The sequence below is a fragment of the Sphingomonas faeni genome (genome assembly GCF_040407565.1).
GTDB lineage: Bacteria > Pseudomonadota > Alphaproteobacteria > Sphingomonadales > Sphingomonadaceae > Sphingomonas > Sphingomonas faeni_F.
The window spans coordinates 263891-282427 of the sequence record NZ_JAPZPR010000003.1 but is presented as its reverse complement, the minus strand read 5'-3'; the positions used below and the strand labels follow the sequence as shown (position 1 = coordinate 282427).

Here is an 18537-nt window from a genome sequence, read left to right as displayed (position 1 = left end):
CATGGACACCGATATCGCCATCGCCCGCAGCGCCGCGCTGCGCCCCATCGCCACCATCGCGGACGGCCTCGGCATCCCCGACGCGGCGATCGAGCCCTACGGCCGCTACAAGGCGAAGATCGCGCTAGACTGGCTCGAAACCCGTAAATCAGCCGCGAAAGGCCGCCTGATCCTCGTCACCGCGATCAACCCGACCCCGGCAGGCGAAGGCAAGACCACCACCTCGATCGGCCTCGCCGACGCGCTCCGCCACACCGGCCGCAAAGCCGTGCTCGCATTGCGCGAACCGTCGCTCGGGCCGTGCTTCGGCACCAAGGGCGGCGCGACTGGCGGCGGCCGTGCGCAGGTCGCGCCGATGGAGGACATCAACCTCCACTTCACCGGCGATTTCCACGCCATCACCGCCGCGCACAACCTGCTGGCCGCGATGATCGACAACCACATCCACTGGGGCAACGCGCTTCAGATCGACATCCGTCGCGTAGTCTGGCGCCGCGTCCTCGACATGAACGACCGTGCGCTGCGCGACATCGTCCAATCGATCGGCGGCGTCGCCAACGGCTACCCGCGCGAGTCTGGCTTCGACATCACCGTCGCGTCCGAAGTGATGGCGATCCTGTGCCTAGCCGATGACCTCGCCGACATGGAACGCCGGCTCGGCGATATCGTCGTTGCCTACACGCGCGACCGGACGCCCATTACCGCGCGCGACCTAAAGGCCGACGGCGCGATGGCGGTGCTGCTGGCAGAGGCGATCAAGCCCAACCTCGTCCAGTCGCTCGAAGGCACGCCCGCGTTCCTTCACGGCGGCCCGTTCGCCAACATCGCGCACGGCTGCAACTCCGTGATCGCGACACGCGCCGCGCTGTGGCTGGGCGATTACGTCGTCACGGAAGCCGGCTTCGGTGCTGATCTCGGTGCGGAAAAGTTCTTCAACATCAAGTGCCGTCAGGCAGGGCTCGCCCCCGACGCGGTCGTGATCGTCGCGACCGCGCGCGCGCTGAAGATGAATGGCGGCATCGCGAAGGCCGACCTTGCGCAGGAGAATGTCGACGCGGTCCGCAAGGGTGCGGTCAACCTCGTCCGCCACATCGAGAACATCCGCCAGTTCGGCGTCCCCGCGATCGTCGCGATCAACCATTTCTACACCGACAGCGATGCCGAGATCGCCGCCATTCAGGAGGCCGCCGCACAGCACGGCTCGCGCGCGATCCTGTGCCGGCATTGGGCCGAGGGTGGCGCGGGCGCGGTGGAACTGGCCGACACGGTCGCCGAAATCTGCGAGACGCATGGCGGTGGGTTCGCGCCGATCTATGGCGACGAACTGTCGCTGTTCGACAAGATCGATACGGTCGCGCGGCGGATCTATCGTGCGGAGCATGCGGTCGCGGAGCCGAGCGTGTTCGCGCAACTCAAGCGTTGGGAGGATGCGGGGTACGGGCATCTGCCCGTGTGCCTCGCCAAGACGCAGTATAGTTTCTCGACCGACCCCGCTCTGTTGGGCGCGCCCACCGGCCACATCGTGCCAGTCCGCGAAGTCCGTCTCGCGGCGGGAGCGGGGTTCGTCGTCGCGATCTGCGGGGAGATCATGACGATGCCGGGCCTGCCCCGCGTGCCGGCGGCAGAGGCGATCCACCTGAACGACGAAGGGCTGATCGAGGGACTGTTCTGAGAGCAGGTTGGACGCTCGCCCACGCTCGTCATCCTGACGAAAGTCAGGACCCAGAGCCACGATGGGCGGCATCTGGTATCCTGGGTCCTGACTTTCGTCAGGATGACGAGCGGGGGTGTATCAGTCTTGCGTGAGGGCAAGCCCGTCCGCACGCGCCACCACCGATAGCCCGATATAATCGGCCACCGTCGGATGCGACGTCTTAACCCCCTGCGAGTGCGTGGCGGTGATGACCAGCACATCCGCCCCCGCCGCTTCACCCGCTGCGATCCCAGCGGCGGCGTCCTCGAACACCAGGCAATCGCCAGCGGCCACGCCGAGCCGTTCGGCGGCGACCAGAAAGCAGTCCGGTGCGGGTTTGCCGTTTGGGATGTCATCGGCTGCGATCATGGTGGCAGGCATCGGCAAGCCGGCAGCCTTCAACCGCACTTCGGCCAATGCGCGCGGCGCCGAGGTGACGATCGTCCAGCGTTCGGGCGGCAGGCTGGCCAGGAACGCGGCTGCGCCGGCGATCGGTTCGATGTCGCCAACGTCCAGCATCTCGGCCGCGGTGATCGCGGCCGCTTCGGCGACCGGATCGACGCCGGGCAGGTTCAGCCGTCGGACCGTCTCGACCGACTGCACGCCGTGGATCGTCGGCACGAACGTCGCAGCGTCGAGGCCATGTGCGATCGCCCATTTGGTCCAGGTGCGCTCGGCCGACGCGATCGAGGTGAGGATCGTGCCGTCCATGTCGAACAGGAAGGCGGCGTAGCTTCGGGTTGGGAGGGTCATGCGGCTGCTCGTGGGGGAGGTTGGCGGGTTGGGCAAGGATGTTTGGTTCGGCTCTCTGCACCACCCCGGCGAAGGCCGGGGCCCAATTGGCATGTCCGAGGTAACGGCGCGCCGCCCTTAATCAGAATCGTCCCCCTCTTGGGCCCCGGCCTTCGCCGGAGTGGTCGTGGGTAGCGGTGCAGCCTCAACCAAACACCCAAAGAAAAGGCCGCTCCGGTTTCCCGAAGCGGCCTGTATTCCTACACTAAGCTAAAGCTTAGATGTCGTCGCCGAGTGCGCCCTTGACGCTGCCCTTGACGTTCTGCGCGGTGCCCTTGGCCTGCTGCGCTTCGCCTTCGGCTACCAGCTTCTCGTTGTCGGTCGCCTTGCCGACGGCTTCCTTGACGTTGCCTGCAACCTTGTTGCCTGCTGCTGCGACCTTGTCGGTGAACTCGCCCATCAGAGCCTCCACTTGCTTTGCAGACCCGCCAACCGGGCCGCTTGAACTTGCTAAGGTATAACGGCCGTCTTTACCGTGGGTTCCGTGACGTTTGCGTCATGACCTGCTTTGCGATCAGGCGGGTCAGATCAGCCCCGCCAGCGGACTCGACGGATCGGCATAGCGACGCTGCCCCATCCGCCCGGCACGGTAGGCGAGCCGCCCCGATTCGACCGCGGCCTTCATCGCCGCCGCCATCATCAGCGGGTCCTTCGCCTCGGCGATCGCGGTGTTCATCAGTACGCCGTCGCAGCCAAGCTCCATCGCCACCGCCGCATCGGACGCGGTGCCGACGCCGGCGTCGACCAGCACGGGCACCCCTGCCCCCTCGACGATCAGCCGGATCGTCACGCGGTTCTGGATGCCGAGGCCTGAGCCGATCGGCGCGCCCAGCGGCATGATCGCGACCGCGCCGGCGTTCTCCAGCCGCTTGGTGGCGATCGGATCGTCGACGCAATAGACCATCGGCTTGAAGCCCTCGTTAGCGAGAATCTCGGTCGCGCGCAGCGTCTCGACCATGTCCGGATAGAGCGTCTTCGCCTCGCCGAGGACTTCGAGCTTCACCAGCTCCCAGCCGCCCGCTTCACGCGCCAGCCGGAGCGTGCGAATCGCCGATTCGGCATCGAAGCAGCCCGCGGTGTTGGGGAGGTAGGTGATCTTCTTCGGGTCGATGAAGTCGGTCAGCATTGGCGCGTTGCGGTCCGACACGTTGACGCGGCGGACGGCGACCGTGACGATCTCCGCACCCGATGCCTCGACCGCTGCGGCGTTCTGCGCGAAGTCCTTGTACTTGCCGGTGCCGACGATCAGCCGTGACTTGAAGGTCTGGCCTGCGACGGTCCAGCTGTCCTCATGGTCGCCACCGCCGACGAAATGGACGATCTCGAGATCGTCGCCGTCCTCGACCATCACGTCCGCCAAGGTCGAGCGCGGCACGACTTCCATGTTGCGCTCGACCGCGATCTTCTCGGGCACGAGGCCCAGTTCGGTCGCGAGGCCAGCGAGCGAGAGCCCGGCGGAGACGCGCTTGTGTTCGCCGTTGACGGTGATCGAGACGGTGCCATCGGAATGGGGCATGCAAAACTTTCCGTTCGTTTCGAGCGAAGTCAAAAACCACCCGTCCGCTGCTTGTCTCATGTCTCGACTTCGCTCGACACGAACGGGTAAGGGTGGGACGACGCATATAGGGGGTCGTTTGCAGCCCCCGCAACCAGGAGCTGCCCTTGCCAGATACCGTCACTGCGACAGTGTTCGTCCTGAACGGCCCCAACCTCAATTTGCTGGGAACGCGCGAGCCGGAAATCTATGGCGACGAGACGCTCGACGATATCGCCGGGATGCTGGAGGACCGCGCCCGCGAGCTCGACCTGGAGATCGACATGCGCCAGTCGAATCACGAGGGTCACCTCGTCGACTGGATCCAGGAGGCGCAGGCGCGCGGTGCCAAGGCCGTGATCCTCAACGCGGGTGCGTTCACGCATACCTCGGTCGCGGTGCACGATGCGATCAAGGGCGTGAAGACGCCGGTGATCGAAGTGCATCTTTCCAATCCCCATACGCGTGAATTGTTCAGGCATGTGAGCCTGGTCGGTCAGGCGGCGAAGGGCACGATCGCGGGTTTCGGCGCGCTTTCGTATCTGCTCGCGCTTGAAGCCGTCGCACGGTTCTGACAGGAGGCCCCGCCATGAACGATACAACCGAAAACACCGGTGCGATGCAGGTCGATGTGACCCTGGTGCGCCAGCTCGCCGAACTGCTCGACACCACGCAGCTGACCGAGATCGAAGTCGAGGACGGCTCACGCCGGATCCGCGTTGCACGAAAGGCTGCGCAGGCAGCACCCGTCGCACACTACGCGCAGGCGCCCGCCCCGGCCCCCGTCTCGGCACCGCTGTCGATCCCGCAGGCCGAGGTCGGCGCGTCCGCTCCCGCGATCAGCGCTAGCGCGGTCAAGTCGCCGATGGTCGGCACCGTCTATCTCGCCGCCAACCCCGAGGCGAAGCCGTTCTCCACGGTCGGCCAGAAGGTCAATGCTGGCGACACGCTGCTGATCATCGAGGCGATGAAGGTTATGAACACGATCGTCGCGCCATCGGCCGGCACCGTGACCGCGATCCTGGTCGAGAACGGCCAGCCGGTCGAGTTCGACCAGCCGCTGGTCGTGGTGGAATAATGCCGCAAATCAAGAAGCTGCTCATTGCGAATCGCGGCGAGATCGCGCTGCGGATCCACCGTGCCTGCCATGAGATGGGCATCAAGACGGTGGCCGTGCACTCGACCGCCGACGCCGACGCGATGCACGTCCGGCTCGCGGACGAGGCGATCTGCATCGGACCGCCGTCTGCCGCGGACAGCTATCTGAATATCCCGAACATCATCTCGGCGGCCGAGATCTCGGGCGCGGACGCGATCCATCCCGGCTACGGCTTCCTCAGCGAGAACGCGCAGTTCGCCGAGATCGTCGAGCTGCACAACATCCTGTTCGTCGGGCCCAAGCCCGAGCACATCCGCACGATGGGCGACAAGGTCCAGGCGAAGCGCACCGCGGGCGCACTCGGGCTGCCGCTCGTCCCCGGTTCGGACGGCGCGATCAGCGACATCGCCGAGGCCAAGCGGATCGCCGAGTCGATCGGCTACCCGGTGATCATCAAGGCGGCGTCCGGCGGCGGTGGTCGTGGGATGAAGGTCGTCAACGACCCCGACGATCTCGAAACGCAGATGCAGCAGGCCGGCAGCGAGGCGAAGGCCGCGTTCGGCGACGCCACCGTCTACATGGAAAAATACCTCGGCAATCCGCGGCATATCGAATTCCAGATCTTCGGCGACGGTGAGGGTAACGCGATCCACCTGGGCGAGCGCGACTGCTCGCTCCAGCGTCGCCACCAGAAGGTGCTCGAGGAAGCGCCCTCGCCGATCATCACCGCCGAAGAGCGCGAGCGGATGGGCGGGATCGTCGCCAAGGCGATGGCCGACATGGGCTATCGCGGCGCGGGGACGATCGAGTTCCTGTGGGAAGCGGGCGAATTCTACTTCATCGAGATGAACACCCGGCTCCAGGTCGAGCATCCGGTGACCGAGATGATCACCGGGCTGGACCTGGTGCGCGAGCAGATCCGCGTGGCCGAAGGTCATCCGCTGACGCTCCGCCAGGAAGACGTCCAGTTCCGCGGTCATGCGATCGAGTGCCGCATCAACGCCGAGGACCCGCGCACGTTCGCGCCGTCGCCGGGGCTGGTGAAGGTGTATCACGCGCCGGGCGGGATGCATGTGCGCGTCGATAGCGGGCTGTATGCGGGCTATCGCGTGCCGCCTTACTACGACTCGATGATCGCAAAACTGATCGTCTACGGGACGACTCGGCAGGGTGCGCTGCGCCGGTTGCGGCGTGCGCTCGAGGAGATGGTGATCGAGGGCGTCACGACGACGATCCCGCTGCACCGTGCGCTGCTCGACGATCCTGAGTTCCAAGAGGGCGCGTACACGATCAAGTGGCTGGAAGAGTGGTTGGCCAAGCAGGGGGCGTGAACGCCTGACTCCACCCCTCCCTGAAAGGGAGGGGCCGGGGGTGGGTCGGCTCGGGGCGGGCCGGACGTTCCCTCGCAACCGACCCACCCCCTACCCCTCCCTTCCAGGGAGGGGAGTTTTAACGGAGCATTCGTGAAGGCGACGATCTACCACAACCCGCGCTGCTCGAAGTCCCGCGAGGCTCTCGTCCTGCTGCAAGAGGCAGGGGCGGATGTCACGATCGTCGAATATCTGAAGACCCCACTCTCCCGCTCAGAACTCGTCCGCCTCTACGACCGCGCCGGCATGACGCCGCGCCAAGGCCTGCGCATGGCCGAGGACGGCGCCAAGGCGGTCAAGCATGGCGACGCCGAGGCGATCCTCGATGCGATGATGATCGATCCGCTGCTGATCGAGCGCCCGCTGGTCGAGACCGATAAGGGCGTCCGGCTCGGCCGCCCGATCGCGCGGCTGCACGACATCCTGTGATCGGCTCCCCTGCCCTTGGATTGCGCACGCACCGCCCAGGTGCCGCAATTTCGGGCAGTGAAATCAACGATATTCCGCGGTTGCCCGAGGGCGCTGGGGCTGGCACGCTTGGTGCAAGGCGCCCTTCAGGGCGGACGGCTCGCTCGCAAGGGCGAGGGTTTCAACGACAATCGGGGGCGTACCTGTGAAAAAGATCGAAGCCATCATCAAGCCGTTCAAGCTGGATGAGGTGAAGGAAGCGCTGCACGAGATCGGCGTGAGCGGCATCACCGTGACCGAGGCCAAGGGGTTCGGCCGGCAGAAGGGCCATACCGAACTGTACCGCGGCGCGGAATATGTCGTCGACTTCCTGCCCAAGGTGAAGCTCGAGGTCGTCGTCGAAGACGGGCTCGCGCAACGCGTCGTCGAGGCGATCGCCGCGGCCGCACAGACCGGCCGGATCGGCGACGGCAAGATCTTCGTCATCCCGGTAGAGAGCGCGCTCCGCATTCGCACCGGCGAGCGCGACGACGACGCAATCTAGTTCCAGACCACGCATATTGCGTTGACGACGAGTGACGACATCGTCATTTGACGCGACGCAACATTGTGTGGAAATTCTGTTTCATACCGCAATTAGATTCCCCGCATGATGCGGCGGAAGTCTCAAAAACGAAGGGCAAGCATCATGGCGAATTCGGCCTCCGACGTTCTCAATATGATCAAGGACCAGGAGATCGAGTGGGTCGATCTGCGGTTCACCGATCCCAAGGGCAAGTGGCAGCATCTGACGATGGTCGCGAGCCTGATCGGCGAAGACGAGCTGACCGACGGCCTGATGTTCGACGGCTCGTCGATCGAGGGCTGGAAGGCGATCAACGAGAGCGACATGACGCTCAAGCCCGATCTCGACGCGGTCTATGTCGATCCGTTCTCGGCGACGCCCATGATGATCCTGATCTGCGACATCAGCGATCCGTCGACCGGCGAGCTGTACGCGCGCGATCCGCGCTCGACCGCCAAGCGCGCCGAGGCGTATCTGCTGACCACCGGCGTCGGCGACACCGTGTATGTCGGCCCCGAAGCCGAATTCTTCATGTTCGACGACGTCCGTTTCGAGAACAGCTATTCGACCAGCTATTACAAGATCGACGACATCGAGCTGCCGGGCAATTCGGGTCGCGAATATGAGGGCGGCAACCTCGGTCACCGTCCGCGCGCCAAGGGCGGTTACTTCCCGGTCGCGCCGGTCGACAGCGCCGTCGACATCCGCGGCGAGATGGTCTCGACGATGATCGAGATGGGCCTGCCCTGCGACAAGCATCACCACGAAGTCGCGGCCGCGCAGCATGAGCTGGGCCTGACGTTCGGCACGCTGACGCAGACCGCGGATCGCATGCAGATCTACAAGTACGTCGTCCACCAGGTCGCGCATGCGTACGGCAAGACGGCGACGTTCATGCCGAAGCCGATCAAGGAGGACAACGGTTCGGGGATGCATACGCATTTCTCGATCTGGGAAGGCAAGACCCCGCTGTTCGCCGGCAACGGCTATGCGGGTCTGAGCGACATGTGCCTGTATTTCATCGGTGGCATCATCAAGCATGCCAAGGCCGTCAACGCGTTCACCAACCCGTCGACCAACAGCTACAAGCGCCTCGTCCCTGGCTACGAAGCGCCGGTGTTGCTCGCGTATTCGGCACGCAACCGCTCGGCATCGTGCCGCATTCCGTACGGCACCGGCCCCAAGGCGAAGCGCGTCGAAGTGCGTTTCCCGGACGCGCTGGCCAATCCGTATCTCGCCTATGCGGCGCTGATGATGGCCGGCATGGACGGCATCCTCAACAAGATCCATCCGGGCGAGGCGATGGACAAGAACCTGTACGACCTGCCGCCGGCAGAGCTCGCCCAGGTCCCGACCGTCGCCGGTTCGCTCCGCGAGGCGCTCGAATGCCTGCTCGCCGATCACGACTTCCTGCTGAAGGGCGACGTGTTCTCGAAGGACCAGATCGAGAGCTATGTCGAGATCAAGTACGCCGAGGTTGCGCGTTGGGAGATGACGCCTAGCCCGGTCGAGTATGACATGTACTACAGCGGATAAGGCGCGACCACGCTCGCGCCATTCCGCGCAGCGGATATCCGCTGTCGGCCGGCGTCGTGTAGCGACGACCGACGGCGTGGCTTTGCCACGTCGCTGAATTGGAGAGGGCGCGCGGAGCAATCCGGGCGCCCTTTTTCTGTCAGGCCAAACGAACCCTCTTCCCGGCGCGTTCAATGGGAGGAGAGATCAGGCCGGCGCCCCCTTCCGTCATTCCCGCGGAGGCGGGAACCCATACTGGCTGACGGCGCGATCGAAGCGCGAGCGGTCGAGTTTATGGATCCCCGCCTGCGCGGGGATGACGACGGGGTCGGGGATGACGAAAAGGTATGGCGCAGGGTGCCCGCCCCAAGATTGTTTCCCCGCGAAGGCGGGGATCCAGACTGGGCTCCCGCCTTCGCGGGAGAACAAGAAGGGGTAGCCTTAGTTAACTTCGCGCGTTCGGTTCGATTGATCGACCGCTAGAGCCACCCATATCTCCTCCGAGACGCCCCGCCCCCAAAACCCAAGGAACACCCGTGACCGAAGACAGCGGCAACAGCGCCGGACGCGCGATCCCCAGCGGCCGTCTTGCCCGCCTTGGCGTCTTCGGTAAACTCGCGGGCGGTGTCGCCGGCGGAGTCGTCGCCGAAGGCGCGCGCCGCCTCGCCAACGGAGAACGCCCGAAGATCGGCGACCTCCTCCTCACCCCCGCCAACGCCACCCGCGTCGCAGACCAGCTCTCCCACCTCCGCGGCGCCGCGATGAAACTGGGGCAGATGATCTCGATGGACGCGGGCGACATGCTCCCGCCCGAACTCGCGACCATCCTCGCCCGCCTGCGTAACAACGCGAACCACATGCCGCCGCAGCAGCTCGACCGCGTGCTCGCCGCCGAATGGGGCAAGGACTGGCGCCGCCGGTTCGCGCATTTCCAGGCGCACCCGGTCGCCGCCGCCTCGATCGGCCAGGTCCACCGCGCGCGCCTGCCAGACGGCACCGAACTGGCGATCAAGGTCCAGTATCCTGGCGTGAAGGAGAGCATCGACGCCGACGTCGACAACGTCGCGACGCTACTGCGGGTGTCGGGCATGCTCCCCAAGTCGCTCGACATCGCGCCGTTGCTCGACGAGGCGAAGAAGCAGCTGCACGAGGAAGCCGATTACCTCCGCGAGGCGCAGATGCTCGCGCGCTACGGCGAATTGCTCGCCGACCAGCCGCAGTTCGTTGTGCCCAAGCTCTATGCCGAGCTCACGACGCCACGCGTTCTCGCGATGAGCTTCGTCACCGGCGTGCCCGTCGAAACGCTGGAGACCGCGCCGCAGGACGTCCGCGACCGGGTGATGCACGACCTGATCTCGCTGGTGCTCCGTGAACTGTTCGATTGGCGGCTGATGCAGACCGATCCGAACTTCGCCAACTACCGCTGGCAGCCCGAGACGGAAAAGCTCGTCCTGCTCGATTTTGGTGCTGCCCGCCCCCTCCCCGCCGAAACCGGCGAAGGCTATCGCCGCCTGCTCACCGCGGCACTCGCCGGCGACCGTGACGCGGTGCGCGAGGCCGCTATCGCCGCCGGTTTCCTCGGCGAGGCGGCCGTGCTCCAGCACCGCGCGCTCGTCGACCGCATGATCGACGTGATCCTCGCCGAGCTCGCCAAGCCCGGCCCGTTCGACTTCGGCGACCGCGCGTTCGTCGGCGTGCTGCGCGAACAGGGCACCGAGATCGCGCGCGACCGCGATACCTGGCACCTGCCCCCGATCGACACGCTGTTCGTCCAGCGCAAGATCAGCGGCACCGCGCTGCTCGCCGCTCGGTTGAAGGCACGCGTCGATATCCGCGCTATGATCGAGGAGGCCTTTGGCGAGCTCACCGCGTGATACCCGGTCAACGGTCCGCCCCATCATTAAACCAACATTAAAATCACCGGTCACGGGATTCTTAAATCCGTAACGAGCGCGCCACGTGCGCCGCTTATCGCCCCCCTTGAAGGCAAAGGTGCCTGAAAAGGGAAATCTCGATGTTGAATGCAGCAAGCCTGCGCGTGCGGTTGCTCGCCGGCGCCGCGCTGACCCTGGCGATCGCGTCGCCAGTCCTGGCATACGCTGATCCGGTGGCCGCGAAGTCGCCGGATGCCGTCGCCGCCACAACGCCTGCCGACCCCGCCCCTGTCGATCCCGCCCCTGTCGATCCCGCAGCCGCTGCGCCCGTCGCCGATCCTGCAGACCAGACCGGGCTTGGCGAGATCGTCGTCACCGCGACCAAGCGCGAGACCAATCTCCAGAAGACCCCGATCGCGATCAACGTGCTCAGCAGCCAGGCGCTGACCGATCGTCACGTCCAGAGCCTGTACGATCTCGCCGACGGCGCCGTGCCGAGCTTGCGCGTCGCGACGTTCGAGGCGCGCCAGTCCGCGCTGACGATCGGTATTCGCGGCATCGTGCCGCTCGACGCCAACCAGCCTGCCCGCGAGCAGGGCGTCGGCATCTATATCGATGGCGTTTACCTCGGCCGCCAGCACGGTCTGAACGCGGCGCTGTTCGACGTCGACCGGATCGAAGTCCTGAAGGGCCCGCAGGGGACATTGTTCGGCCGCAACACCGAGGGCGGCGCGCTGAGCATCGTCACGAAGGGCCCGAGCGGCAAATGGGGCGGCAGCGCCACCGCGGGCATTGCCAATTATGGCGGCTATAACGGCGCGCTGCGGCTCGACCTGCCCGAAGTCTATGGCGTGTCGCTCAAGCTGGACGGCGTCGTCCAGTATCAGGGTGCGACCACCAAGAACCCGCTCGCCGGACAGACCGGCTGGAATTACTTCGATCGCCGCGGCTTCAAGGCGACCGCCCGCGTTCACCCGGTTTCGGGCATGACCGCCGATTTCAGCTATGACAACGGTTACGACTCGAACAGCCCATTCTACAGCCAGCTGCTCAACGTGAACCCCAATGGGTGCGCGGCCGGCACACAGGCCGCGTCGCCGAACTGCAAGCTGCCAGGCACCAACTTCACCAATATCGGCTTTACCGGCACGCAGACCGCGATCCGTCCGGTGCCGAGCCAGGTCGTCGTCAACGGCCGCAGCCGGATGAAGGTCGCCGACATCGGCGTGCCGCAGCAGCCGAGCATCGACAAGACCCACGGGTTCACCTCGAACATCCGCTGGGATGTCGCGCCCGAAGTCGAACTCCGCTCGATCACCGCATGGCGCGGCGTGAACGCGACGCAGTGGGACAATAGCGGCGGCTATCACCGCGTGCCCGTGGTCGCGCCGAACTGCACCGGCAGCGCGTGCAACTTCAGCCGCTACAGCCTCGCCGATCTTCACCAGAACCAGTTCAGCCAGGAATTCCAGGCGGTCGGCACGGTCGGCCAGTTCGACTACGTCGCCGGTCTCTATTATTTCAACGAACACATCAGCGACGATGCCGCCACCCCGAACTCGGTCGCGTTCGTATCGAACGGTACGGCGCTGACCGGTGTCACCGTCCTCGACCCCTGCATCGGGTCGGGCGGGTTCGGCTCGCAAGTCGGCTGCCGCTCGATCGACCGCGCATCGGAAGTCTTCTCGAAGAGCTATGCCGGTTACGGCCAAGTCACCTGGAACGCGACCGACGCGATCCACCTGACTGCCGGGGGCCGCTACACGCGTGACGAGAAGCAGGGTGTGCTGCACTTCTCGCGTAATCTGAACTACGACACCGCCACCGCCGCACAGCTGACCGCAGCGGGCTACAAGCCGCTCGACGCCAGCTGGAACCGGTTCAATCCGATGGCGACGCTCGCCTACGACGCCAGCGACTCGCTCCATCTCTATGCGAAATACGCGACCGGCTACCGTGCCGGCGGTGCCAGCTCGCGCACCGCCAACTACCAGACCTTCAACCCCGAGGACGTGAAGTCGTACGAGATCGGTGCAAAGACCGATTTCTGGGATCACCGTGCGCGCCTGAACCTCGCTGGCTACATCATGGATCGCAAGAACAGCCAGGTCGACATCAGCTCGATCCAGACCACTGCGACCGGCAGCTTCAACAACCTCGTCACGATCAATGCCCCCGGCATCACCAAGATCCGCGGGATCGAGGCAGATCTGACGGTGCAGCCGGTCACCGGCCTGACGCTGACCGCGGGTTATGCGTACACCTACACGAAGATCCCGCCCGTGCTGATCGCGTCGACCGGCGTGTACCAGAACTTCTACATCGTCTTCACGCCGCGTAACGCCGCCAACGGATCGATCGACTACACGATGCCGCTCGGCGACATGGACCTGAAGTTCCACATCGACGGCAACTATTCGCAGGCGACGCAGACCTTCGATCAGTTCGCGACCAAGAACGATCCGGCGTTCATCGCCAACGCCCGCATCGCGCTGGCCAACATCGCGGTCAGCGACACCAACAAGGTGACGATCTCCGCGTGGGTCCGCAACATGTTCGACAAGCAGTACGTGTTCCGCCGCGATCCGTCGAACAGCCTGCCGGCCGCACCGACATCGGGCACCTCGACGACGGGCAGCATCAACAACATCCTCGGCGATTACGGCAATTTCAACGCGCCGCGGACGTACGGCATGGAGGCATCGGTCAAGTTCTGATCGACGTCCAGGTCCGAGGCACCGAACCCGAGCAGGCCCATCGCCTGTTCGGGTTTTGGCGTTTCAGCCAGCCGGCAAGGTGACCACGACGCGCAGGCCGGGCGCGGCGTCTTCCAGCGAGATTGCGCCACGGTGAAGACGGGCGATCGCGGCGACCAGTGGCAGCCCCAGGCCGTGACCCGCGTCATGACGGCTGGCGTCCAGCCGGCCGAACCGCCGCAGTGCCAGCGCGCGGCGGTCAATCGGAATACCCGGGCCGTTGTCGCTGACGGTCAGAATGGCCGTGGCGGCGGTCGCCGTGACTTCGATCGCGATCCGCGCGCCGGCCGGCGTATGCCGGATCGCATTCTCGAGCAGGTTCACGAGCATCTGGCCGAGGAGGTGCCGGTCGCCGACGACGCGGATCGATCGGGACGCATCGACCTCCAGTATCCGCCCGCTGTCGGCGACGACCGGTTGCATCATCGTGGCGATCTCGTCGGCCACGGCGGCCAGGTCGAGGGGTGCGAACGCGGCGCGCCGATCGCCACCCTCGACCTCGGCGATCCGCAGCATCGCCGCGAACATGTCGAGCAACTCGTCGCTCATCGCGATCGCGGTTGCCAGGTCATCGCGCTGCGCTTCGGTTTCGGCTTGTCGCTGCACGAGCGCGAGATGGCTTCGCAAGCGGGCCAGCGGCGTGCGGAGATCGTGCGCGATGTCGTTGGAGACGTTGCTGATGCTCGCCATCAACTCCGAGATCCGATCGAGCATGCGGTTGAACGCGCGCGCCTGTTGCGCGAACTCGCCGCCCGAGCCGTCGACGGGCACGCGGCGCGCCATGTCGCCATCGATGATCGCGTCGACCGTCCGTCGCGTCTCGCCGATCCGCCGCCCGATCGTGACGACGAAATATACGAGACCGCCGACGACGATCAGCAGGATCGACCCGAACCCGATCAGGTAGATGCGGACCCGCGCCGCGCCGTAATCGTCGAACGGCTCGGTCTCTGCGACCGTGGTCAGCGTCATCCCGCCGCCGACGTCGCGGACGAGCGCCCGTCCCGCGGACAGGCCGGCGATCCGGTCGTCCGCCTCGATCGTTGAGAACCCGAGCGGCAGGCGACGGGGCAGCACGATGTTGCCGCCAAGGCTCCGACCCTGCGCATTAAGCAACAGGAAGCCGATATCGCCGGTGTCGCGCTGCCGGGTCGCCGCATCGATCCGACGAAAGATATCCGCGGGTCGTCGATCCCCGCGCGCGCCGCCGACCTCATGGTTGACCGTCAGGATACGACGATCGACCAGCCGTTCGATCGTCCGCAGCGTCGCCGAATAGATGGCGATTCCGGTGCCGAGCGTCGCGACCAGAAACACCAGCAGGAACGCGGCGGTCAGCGCGCGCAGCGAGCGAAACCGCATCACCCGCGCAACGTGTAGCCGACGCCGCGTACCGTCAGGATCGGGTCCTCGCCACCGGCTGCGGTCAGCTTGACGCGCAGGTGGCGGACATAGACGTCGACGATGTTGGTGGTCGGGGCGAAGTCGTACCCCCAGACTCGCTCGACCAGCATCGCCCGGGTCAGCACCGCATCGGCATTGGCGACGAACTCGGCGAGCAATTTGAACTCGAGCTTGCCGAGATCGAGCGCGATGCCGTCGCGCCACGCGCGGAACTTGGTCGGGCTGACGACGATATCGCCGGCGTGGATCGTGTCACCGGCGCTACCGGTCCAGCCGCGCCCGCGCATCAAGGCGAGCAGGCGTGCGTTCAGTTCGACCGCCGCGACCGGCTTGACCACATAGTCGTCCGCGCCGGCCTCCAGCCCCTCGACCTTCTCGACCGAGCGGCCGAGCGCGCTGAGCATGATGAACGGCATCGTGATATTCGCGCCCCGCAACCGTTCCAGCACGGAGATGCCGTCGATCTTCGGCAGCATCCGGTCGAGGATCACCGCGTCGAACGCCTGGCTGTCCACCGCGGCGAGCGCGTCTCGGCCATCGGCGGCGATCGCCACCTCGTGATCGAACCCGCGCAGTTCCTCCGCCATCGCCTGCGCGAACACGGCATCGTCCTCGACCAGCAGAATGTTCAGGCTCATCACGGTCTCACTCGGGCAAGCATCTGTCCTATCGTGGATCGTCGCGCGTACAAGCGTCTTGCGGGCTCAGGCGGAGGCCACAACGCCGTCCGTCGCCTAGCGAAAGCGTCGTATTGGTTCACGCGAAGGCGCGAAGGCGCGAAGAGATGAGAAGAATGGGTTCACGCGGAGACGCGGAGACGCGGAGAGTTCTCCGGGACCAACGGCCCCCTATCAGCGCCGCAAGATGATGAACGAGACGGCCATACCGCCCGCAACACCTCCGCGTCTCCGCGTCTCCGCGCGAATAAATCTTCTTCGCGCCTTCGCGCCTTCGCGTGAACACACCTTCTGGCACACAGTTACGGTAGCAGGATCGTGCTCCCCGAAGTCTCACCCGCCTCGATTGCGCGATGGGCGGCGGCAGCTTCCTCAAGCGGAAAGGTCCGACCGATCTCCGGCGTGATCGCGCCGTTGTCGAGCATCGCGAACAGCCGGGCGATGCCGGCCTGCCTTTCCTCTGGCGTGACGTAATAATCGAACAGCGTCGGCCGCGTTACGAACAGCGAGCCTTTCCGCGCGAGGACGCCGATGTTGACACCATCGACCACCCCGCCAGCATTGCCGTAGCTGACGATCAGGCCACGCTTGGCCGCGCTATCCAGCGACGCGTCCCACGTCGCGCGACCGACACCGTCGAGAACAACCGGCACGCCCTTGCCGTCCGTGATCTCGCGGACTCGCGCGGCGATGTCCTCGGACTTGTGTAGGATGACGTGATCGGCCCCGGCTTTCCGCGTCCGCGCCGCCTTGTCCTCGCTGCCGACGCTGGCAATGACGGTCGCGCCGATCGCCTTAAGCCAGCCGACCAGGATGTGGCCGACTCCGCCCGCGGCCGCGTGGACGAGGACGGTCTGGCCTGCCTGCACCTCGGCGCAGCGCTCGACTAGGAACTCGGCGGTGCAGCCCTTGAGCAGGATCGCCGCGGCGGTCTGGTCGTCGAGTGTGTCGGACAGTTTGAACAGCTGGCTCGCGGACACGTTGCGCTCGGTCGCGTAGGCGCCGCGCGACGGGCCGAAGGTACCGACGCGGTCGCCAGGCGCGAAATCGGTGACGCCCTCGCCGACCGCCATCACCACGCCCGCAGCCTCGCTGCCGAGCCCCGAGGGTAGGTCGATCGGGTACACGCCGCTGCGGTGGTAGGTGTCGATATAGTTCAGCCCGACCGCGGTGTTGCGCATCCACACCTCGCCCTTGCCCGGCGGGGGCAGTTCGACGTCGTGCCACTGGATGACATCGGGACCGCCGGTCTTCTCGATGAATGCCACTCTCGCCATGCCGGCCTCCTGATGAATCTCCCGGTCACCCTACGGCATGCGTTTCGGGTTGCAACCGATCTCCGGCGAGCCCATTCCTGCGCAAGACAAGATGCGGAGAGGCACGATGAAAAGCTATTTGCAGCAGTATATCGACGGCGCGTGGGTCGAGAGCGAGGGCGGCACCGTCTATCAGGTGATCGACCCGTCGACCGAGCAGCCGTGCACCGAGATCACGCTGGGCACCGCCGCCGACGTCGACAAGGCCGTGGCAGCGGCCCGCTCGGCGTTCGAGAGCTGGAGCCAGACCAGCGTCCAGGAGCGCCTCGATGTGCTCGGCCGGATCATGACCGAATACAAGGCGCGGATGCCCGATCTGGCGAAGGCGATGTCGCAGGAGATGGGCGCACCGATGGCGCTCGCCTCGATGGCGCAGGCGCCGACCGGGCTCGCGCATTTCTCCGCGACCGCGAAGGCGCTGGCGGCGTTCGAATTCTCCGAAACGATCGGCAAGGCGACCGTCGTGCACGAGCCGCTCGGCGTCGTCGCGATGATCACCCCGTGGAACTGGCCGCTGAACCAGATCTGCGCGAAGGTCGCGCCTGCGCTGGCCGCGGGCGACACGATGATCCTGAAGCCGTCCGAGGAAGCGCCCTCGTGCGCGGTCATCCTTGCGGAGATCATGCACGCGGCGGGCGTTCCGGCGGGCGTGTTCAACCTTGTCAATGGTGACGGTCCAGGCGTCGGCGCAGCATTGTGCGCGCACCGCGACGTCGACATGGTGAGCTTCACCGGCTCGACGCGGGCCGGCATCGCCGTGGCGCTGGCCGCAGCACCGACCGTGAAGCGCGTGCATCAGGAGCTTGGCGGCAAGGCTGCAAACCTCGTGCTCAAAGGCTCCGACCTCGCGACCGTCCTGCCGCCGACTGTCGCGGGTGTGCTCGCCAATTCCGGCCAGAGCTGCATCGCGCCGACCCGGCTGCTGGTGCATGCGAGCCAGGTCGCCGAGGCGACGGCGATCGTGAAGTCGATGATGGAGCAGACCAAGGTCGGCGACCCCGCCGAGATGGGCCAGCACATCGGCCCGGTCGTCAACAAGGCGCAGTTCGACAAGATCCAGGGGCTGATCCAGTCGGCGATCGACGAAGGCGCGACGCTGGTGACGGGCGGTGTCGGGCGTCCGGACGGGCGCAATGCGGGGTATTACATCCAGCCGACGCTGTTCACCGACGTGCGTCCGGACATGCGGATCGCGCAGGAGGAAACGTTCGGCCCTGTTGCGACGATCACGTCGTACGCGGATCAGGACGAAGGCATCCGCATCGCCAACGCGACCGAATACGGGCTGTCGGCGACGATCTCGGGCGATCCGGCGGCGGCGGCGAAGGTCGCACCCAGGTTGCGCGCGGGGCTGGTGACGATCAACTCGTGGAGCCCGGACATCGGCGCGCCGTTCGGGGGGTACAAGCAGTCGGGCAATGGTCGCGAGAACGGGCGGTACGGGCTGACCGACTTCATGGAGGTGAAGACGATCACCGGCCTTCCCGGTGACACGCGTCAAGGAAAGCCGGCCGAAGCGGGCGCTTAAGGTTTA

16 protein-coding genes are annotated in these 18537 nt (G+C 65.9%); 10 read left to right on the top strand and 6 right to left on the bottom strand.

Annotation, left to right across the window (positions count from 1 at the left end; all coding sequences use genetic code 11):
• The first annotated feature begins 1 nt into the window (after window position 1).
• Window positions 2-1672 (top strand): formate--tetrahydrofolate ligase, encoded by a 1671-nt coding sequence (locus tag O6Y00_RS08060; RefSeq protein WP_353442067.1) that lies wholly within the window; start codon window positions 2-4, stop codon window positions 1670-1672.
• Window positions 1673-1792: 120 nt separating this feature from the next.
• On the opposite strand, the gene O6Y00_RS08055 is transcribed toward O6Y00_RS08060, so the two are convergent.
• The 3 genes from O6Y00_RS08055 to thiS form a co-directional block, all read right to left on the bottom strand.
• The gene (locus tag O6Y00_RS08055; protein WP_353442066.1) at window positions 1793-2446 is read right to left on the bottom strand and encodes an HAD-IA family hydrolase; all 654 of its coding nucleotides are present in this window, start codon (window positions 2444-2446) and stop codon (window positions 1793-1795) included.
• A 256-nt stretch (window positions 2447-2702) separates the two neighbouring features.
• Window positions 2703-2885: a CsbD family protein gene (locus tag O6Y00_RS08050; RefSeq protein WP_056050734.1), complete on the bottom strand. Its 183-nt coding sequence runs from the start codon at window positions 2883-2885 to the stop codon at window positions 2703-2705.
• 123 nt (window positions 2886-3008) lie between these two features.
• On the bottom strand, window positions 3009-4001 hold the full coding sequence (gene thiS, locus O6Y00_RS08045; protein ID WP_082441445.1) for a sulfur carrier protein ThiS: 993 nt from the start codon (window positions 3999-4001) through the stop codon (window positions 3009-3011).
• A gap of 146 nt (window positions 4002-4147) precedes the next feature.
• On the opposite strand from thiS, the gene aroQ reads away from it, so the two are divergent.
• From aroQ to O6Y00_RS08005, 8 genes are all read left to right on the top strand, one after another.
• Window positions 4148-4594 carry a type II 3-dehydroquinate dehydratase gene (gene aroQ, locus O6Y00_RS08040; protein WP_435368599.1) on the top strand — a complete coding sequence of 149 codons (447 nt, stop codon included), beginning with the start codon at window positions 4148-4150 and terminating at the stop codon, window positions 4592-4594.
• A gap of 14 nt (window positions 4595-4608) precedes the next feature.
• Window positions 4609-5097 (top strand): acetyl-CoA carboxylase biotin carboxyl carrier protein, encoded by a 489-nt coding sequence (gene accB, locus O6Y00_RS08035; RefSeq protein WP_056050738.1) that lies wholly within the window; start codon window positions 4609-4611, stop codon window positions 5095-5097.
• Window positions 5097-6449: an acetyl-CoA carboxylase biotin carboxylase subunit gene (accC, locus tag O6Y00_RS08030; RefSeq protein ID WP_056062974.1), complete on the top strand. Its 1353-nt coding sequence runs from the start codon at window positions 5097-5099 to the stop codon at window positions 6447-6449. The genes accB and accC overlap by 1 nt, the downstream gene beginning before the upstream one ends.
• Window positions 6450-6581: 132 nt before the next feature.
• Window positions 6582-6917, top strand: a complete 336-nt coding sequence (locus O6Y00_RS08025; RefSeq protein ID WP_353442065.1) for an arsenate reductase family protein — start codon at window positions 6582-6584, stop codon at window positions 6915-6917.
• A gap of 184 nt (window positions 6918-7101) precedes the next feature.
• A complete protein-coding gene (locus O6Y00_RS08020) occupies window positions 7102-7440 on the top strand; it encodes a P-II family nitrogen regulator (RefSeq protein ID WP_055875939.1) in 339 nt (112 codons plus the stop codon).
• Between the two features lie 144 nt (window positions 7441-7584).
• On the top strand, window positions 7585-8997 hold the full coding sequence (glnA, locus tag O6Y00_RS08015) for a type I glutamate--ammonia ligase (RefSeq protein WP_056062965.1): 1413 nt from the start codon (window positions 7585-7587) through the stop codon (window positions 8995-8997).
• Between the two features lie 515 nt (window positions 8998-9512).
• Window positions 9513-10850 (top strand): ABC1 kinase family protein, encoded by a 1338-nt coding sequence (locus O6Y00_RS08010; RefSeq protein ID WP_353442064.1) that lies wholly within the window; start codon window positions 9513-9515, stop codon window positions 10848-10850.
• 140 nt (window positions 10851-10990) lie between these two features.
• The gene (locus O6Y00_RS08005) at window positions 10991-13567 is read left to right on the top strand and encodes a TonB-dependent receptor (protein WP_353442063.1); all 2577 of its coding nucleotides are present in this window, start codon (window positions 10991-10993) and stop codon (window positions 13565-13567) included.
• A gap of 63 nt (window positions 13568-13630) precedes the next feature.
• Here the strand turns inward: O6Y00_RS08005 and O6Y00_RS08000 are convergent, their stop codons facing one another.
• The 3 genes from O6Y00_RS08000 to O6Y00_RS07990 form a co-directional block, all read right to left on the bottom strand.
• Window positions 13631-14968: a sensor histidine kinase gene (locus O6Y00_RS08000; RefSeq protein ID WP_353442062.1), complete on the bottom strand. Its 1338-nt coding sequence runs from the start codon at window positions 14966-14968 to the stop codon at window positions 13631-13633.
• On the bottom strand, window positions 14968-15648 hold the full coding sequence (locus tag O6Y00_RS07995; RefSeq protein ID WP_353442061.1) for a response regulator transcription factor: 681 nt from the start codon (window positions 15646-15648) through the stop codon (window positions 14968-14970). The genes O6Y00_RS08000 and O6Y00_RS07995 overlap by 1 nt, the downstream gene beginning before the upstream one ends.
• A gap of 341 nt (window positions 15649-15989) precedes the next feature.
• Complete coding sequence (locus O6Y00_RS07990) at window positions 15990-16964, bottom strand: quinone oxidoreductase family protein (RefSeq protein WP_353442060.1); 975 nt, start codon at window positions 16962-16964, stop codon at window positions 15990-15992.
• A gap of 106 nt (window positions 16965-17070) precedes the next feature.
• Here O6Y00_RS07990 and O6Y00_RS07985 point away from each other — a divergent pair, with 106 nt between their 5' ends.
• Complete coding sequence (locus tag O6Y00_RS07985) at window positions 17071-18531, top strand: aldehyde dehydrogenase family protein (RefSeq protein ID WP_353442059.1); 1461 nt, start codon at window positions 17071-17073, stop codon at window positions 18529-18531.
• Window positions 18532-18537 lie beyond the last annotated feature (6 nt).

Excerpts from the sequence above, each read along its gene's own strand:
- O6Y00_RS08000 (WP_353442062.1), bottom strand. The coding sequence starts at position 14,968 with ATGCGGTTTCGCTCGCTGCGCGCGCTGACCGCCGCGTTCCTGCTGGTG.
- O6Y00_RS07990 (WP_353442060.1), bottom strand. The coding sequence starts at position 16,964 with ATGGCGAGAGTGGCATTCATCGAGAAGACCGGCGGTCCCGATGTCATC.
- O6Y00_RS07995 (WP_353442061.1), bottom strand. The coding sequence starts at position 15,648 with ATGAGCCTGAACATTCTGCTGGTCGAGGACGATGCCGTGTTCGCGCAG.
- glnA (WP_056062965.1), top strand. The coding sequence starts at position 7,585 with ATGGCGAATTCGGCCTCCGACGTTCTCAATATGATCAAGGACCAGGAG.
- O6Y00_RS08005 (WP_353442063.1), top strand. The coding sequence starts at position 10,991 with ATGTTGAATGCAGCAAGCCTGCGCGTGCGGTTGCTCGCCGGCGCCGCG.
- accC (WP_056062974.1), top strand. The coding sequence starts at position 5,097 with ATGCCGCAAATCAAGAAGCTGCTCATTGCGAATCGCGGCGAGATCGCG.
- accB (WP_056050738.1), top strand. The coding sequence starts at position 4,609 with ATGAACGATACAACCGAAAACACCGGTGCGATGCAGGTCGATGTGACC.
- O6Y00_RS08050 (WP_056050734.1), bottom strand. The coding sequence starts at position 2,885 with ATGGGCGAGTTCACCGACAAGGTCGCAGCAGCAGGCAACAAGGTTGCA.
- O6Y00_RS08060 (WP_353442067.1), top strand. The coding sequence starts at position 2 with ATGGACACCGATATCGCCATCGCCCGCAGCGCCGCGCTGCGCCCCATC.
- thiS (WP_082441445.1), bottom strand. The coding sequence starts at position 4,001 with ATGCCCCATTCCGATGGCACCGTCTCGATCACCGTCAACGGCGAACAC.
- O6Y00_RS08055 (WP_353442066.1), bottom strand. The coding sequence starts at position 2,446 with ATGACCCTCCCAACCCGAAGCTACGCCGCCTTCCTGTTCGACATGGAC.
- O6Y00_RS07985 (WP_353442059.1), top strand. The coding sequence starts at position 17,071 with ATGAAAAGCTATTTGCAGCAGTATATCGACGGCGCGTGGGTCGAGAGC.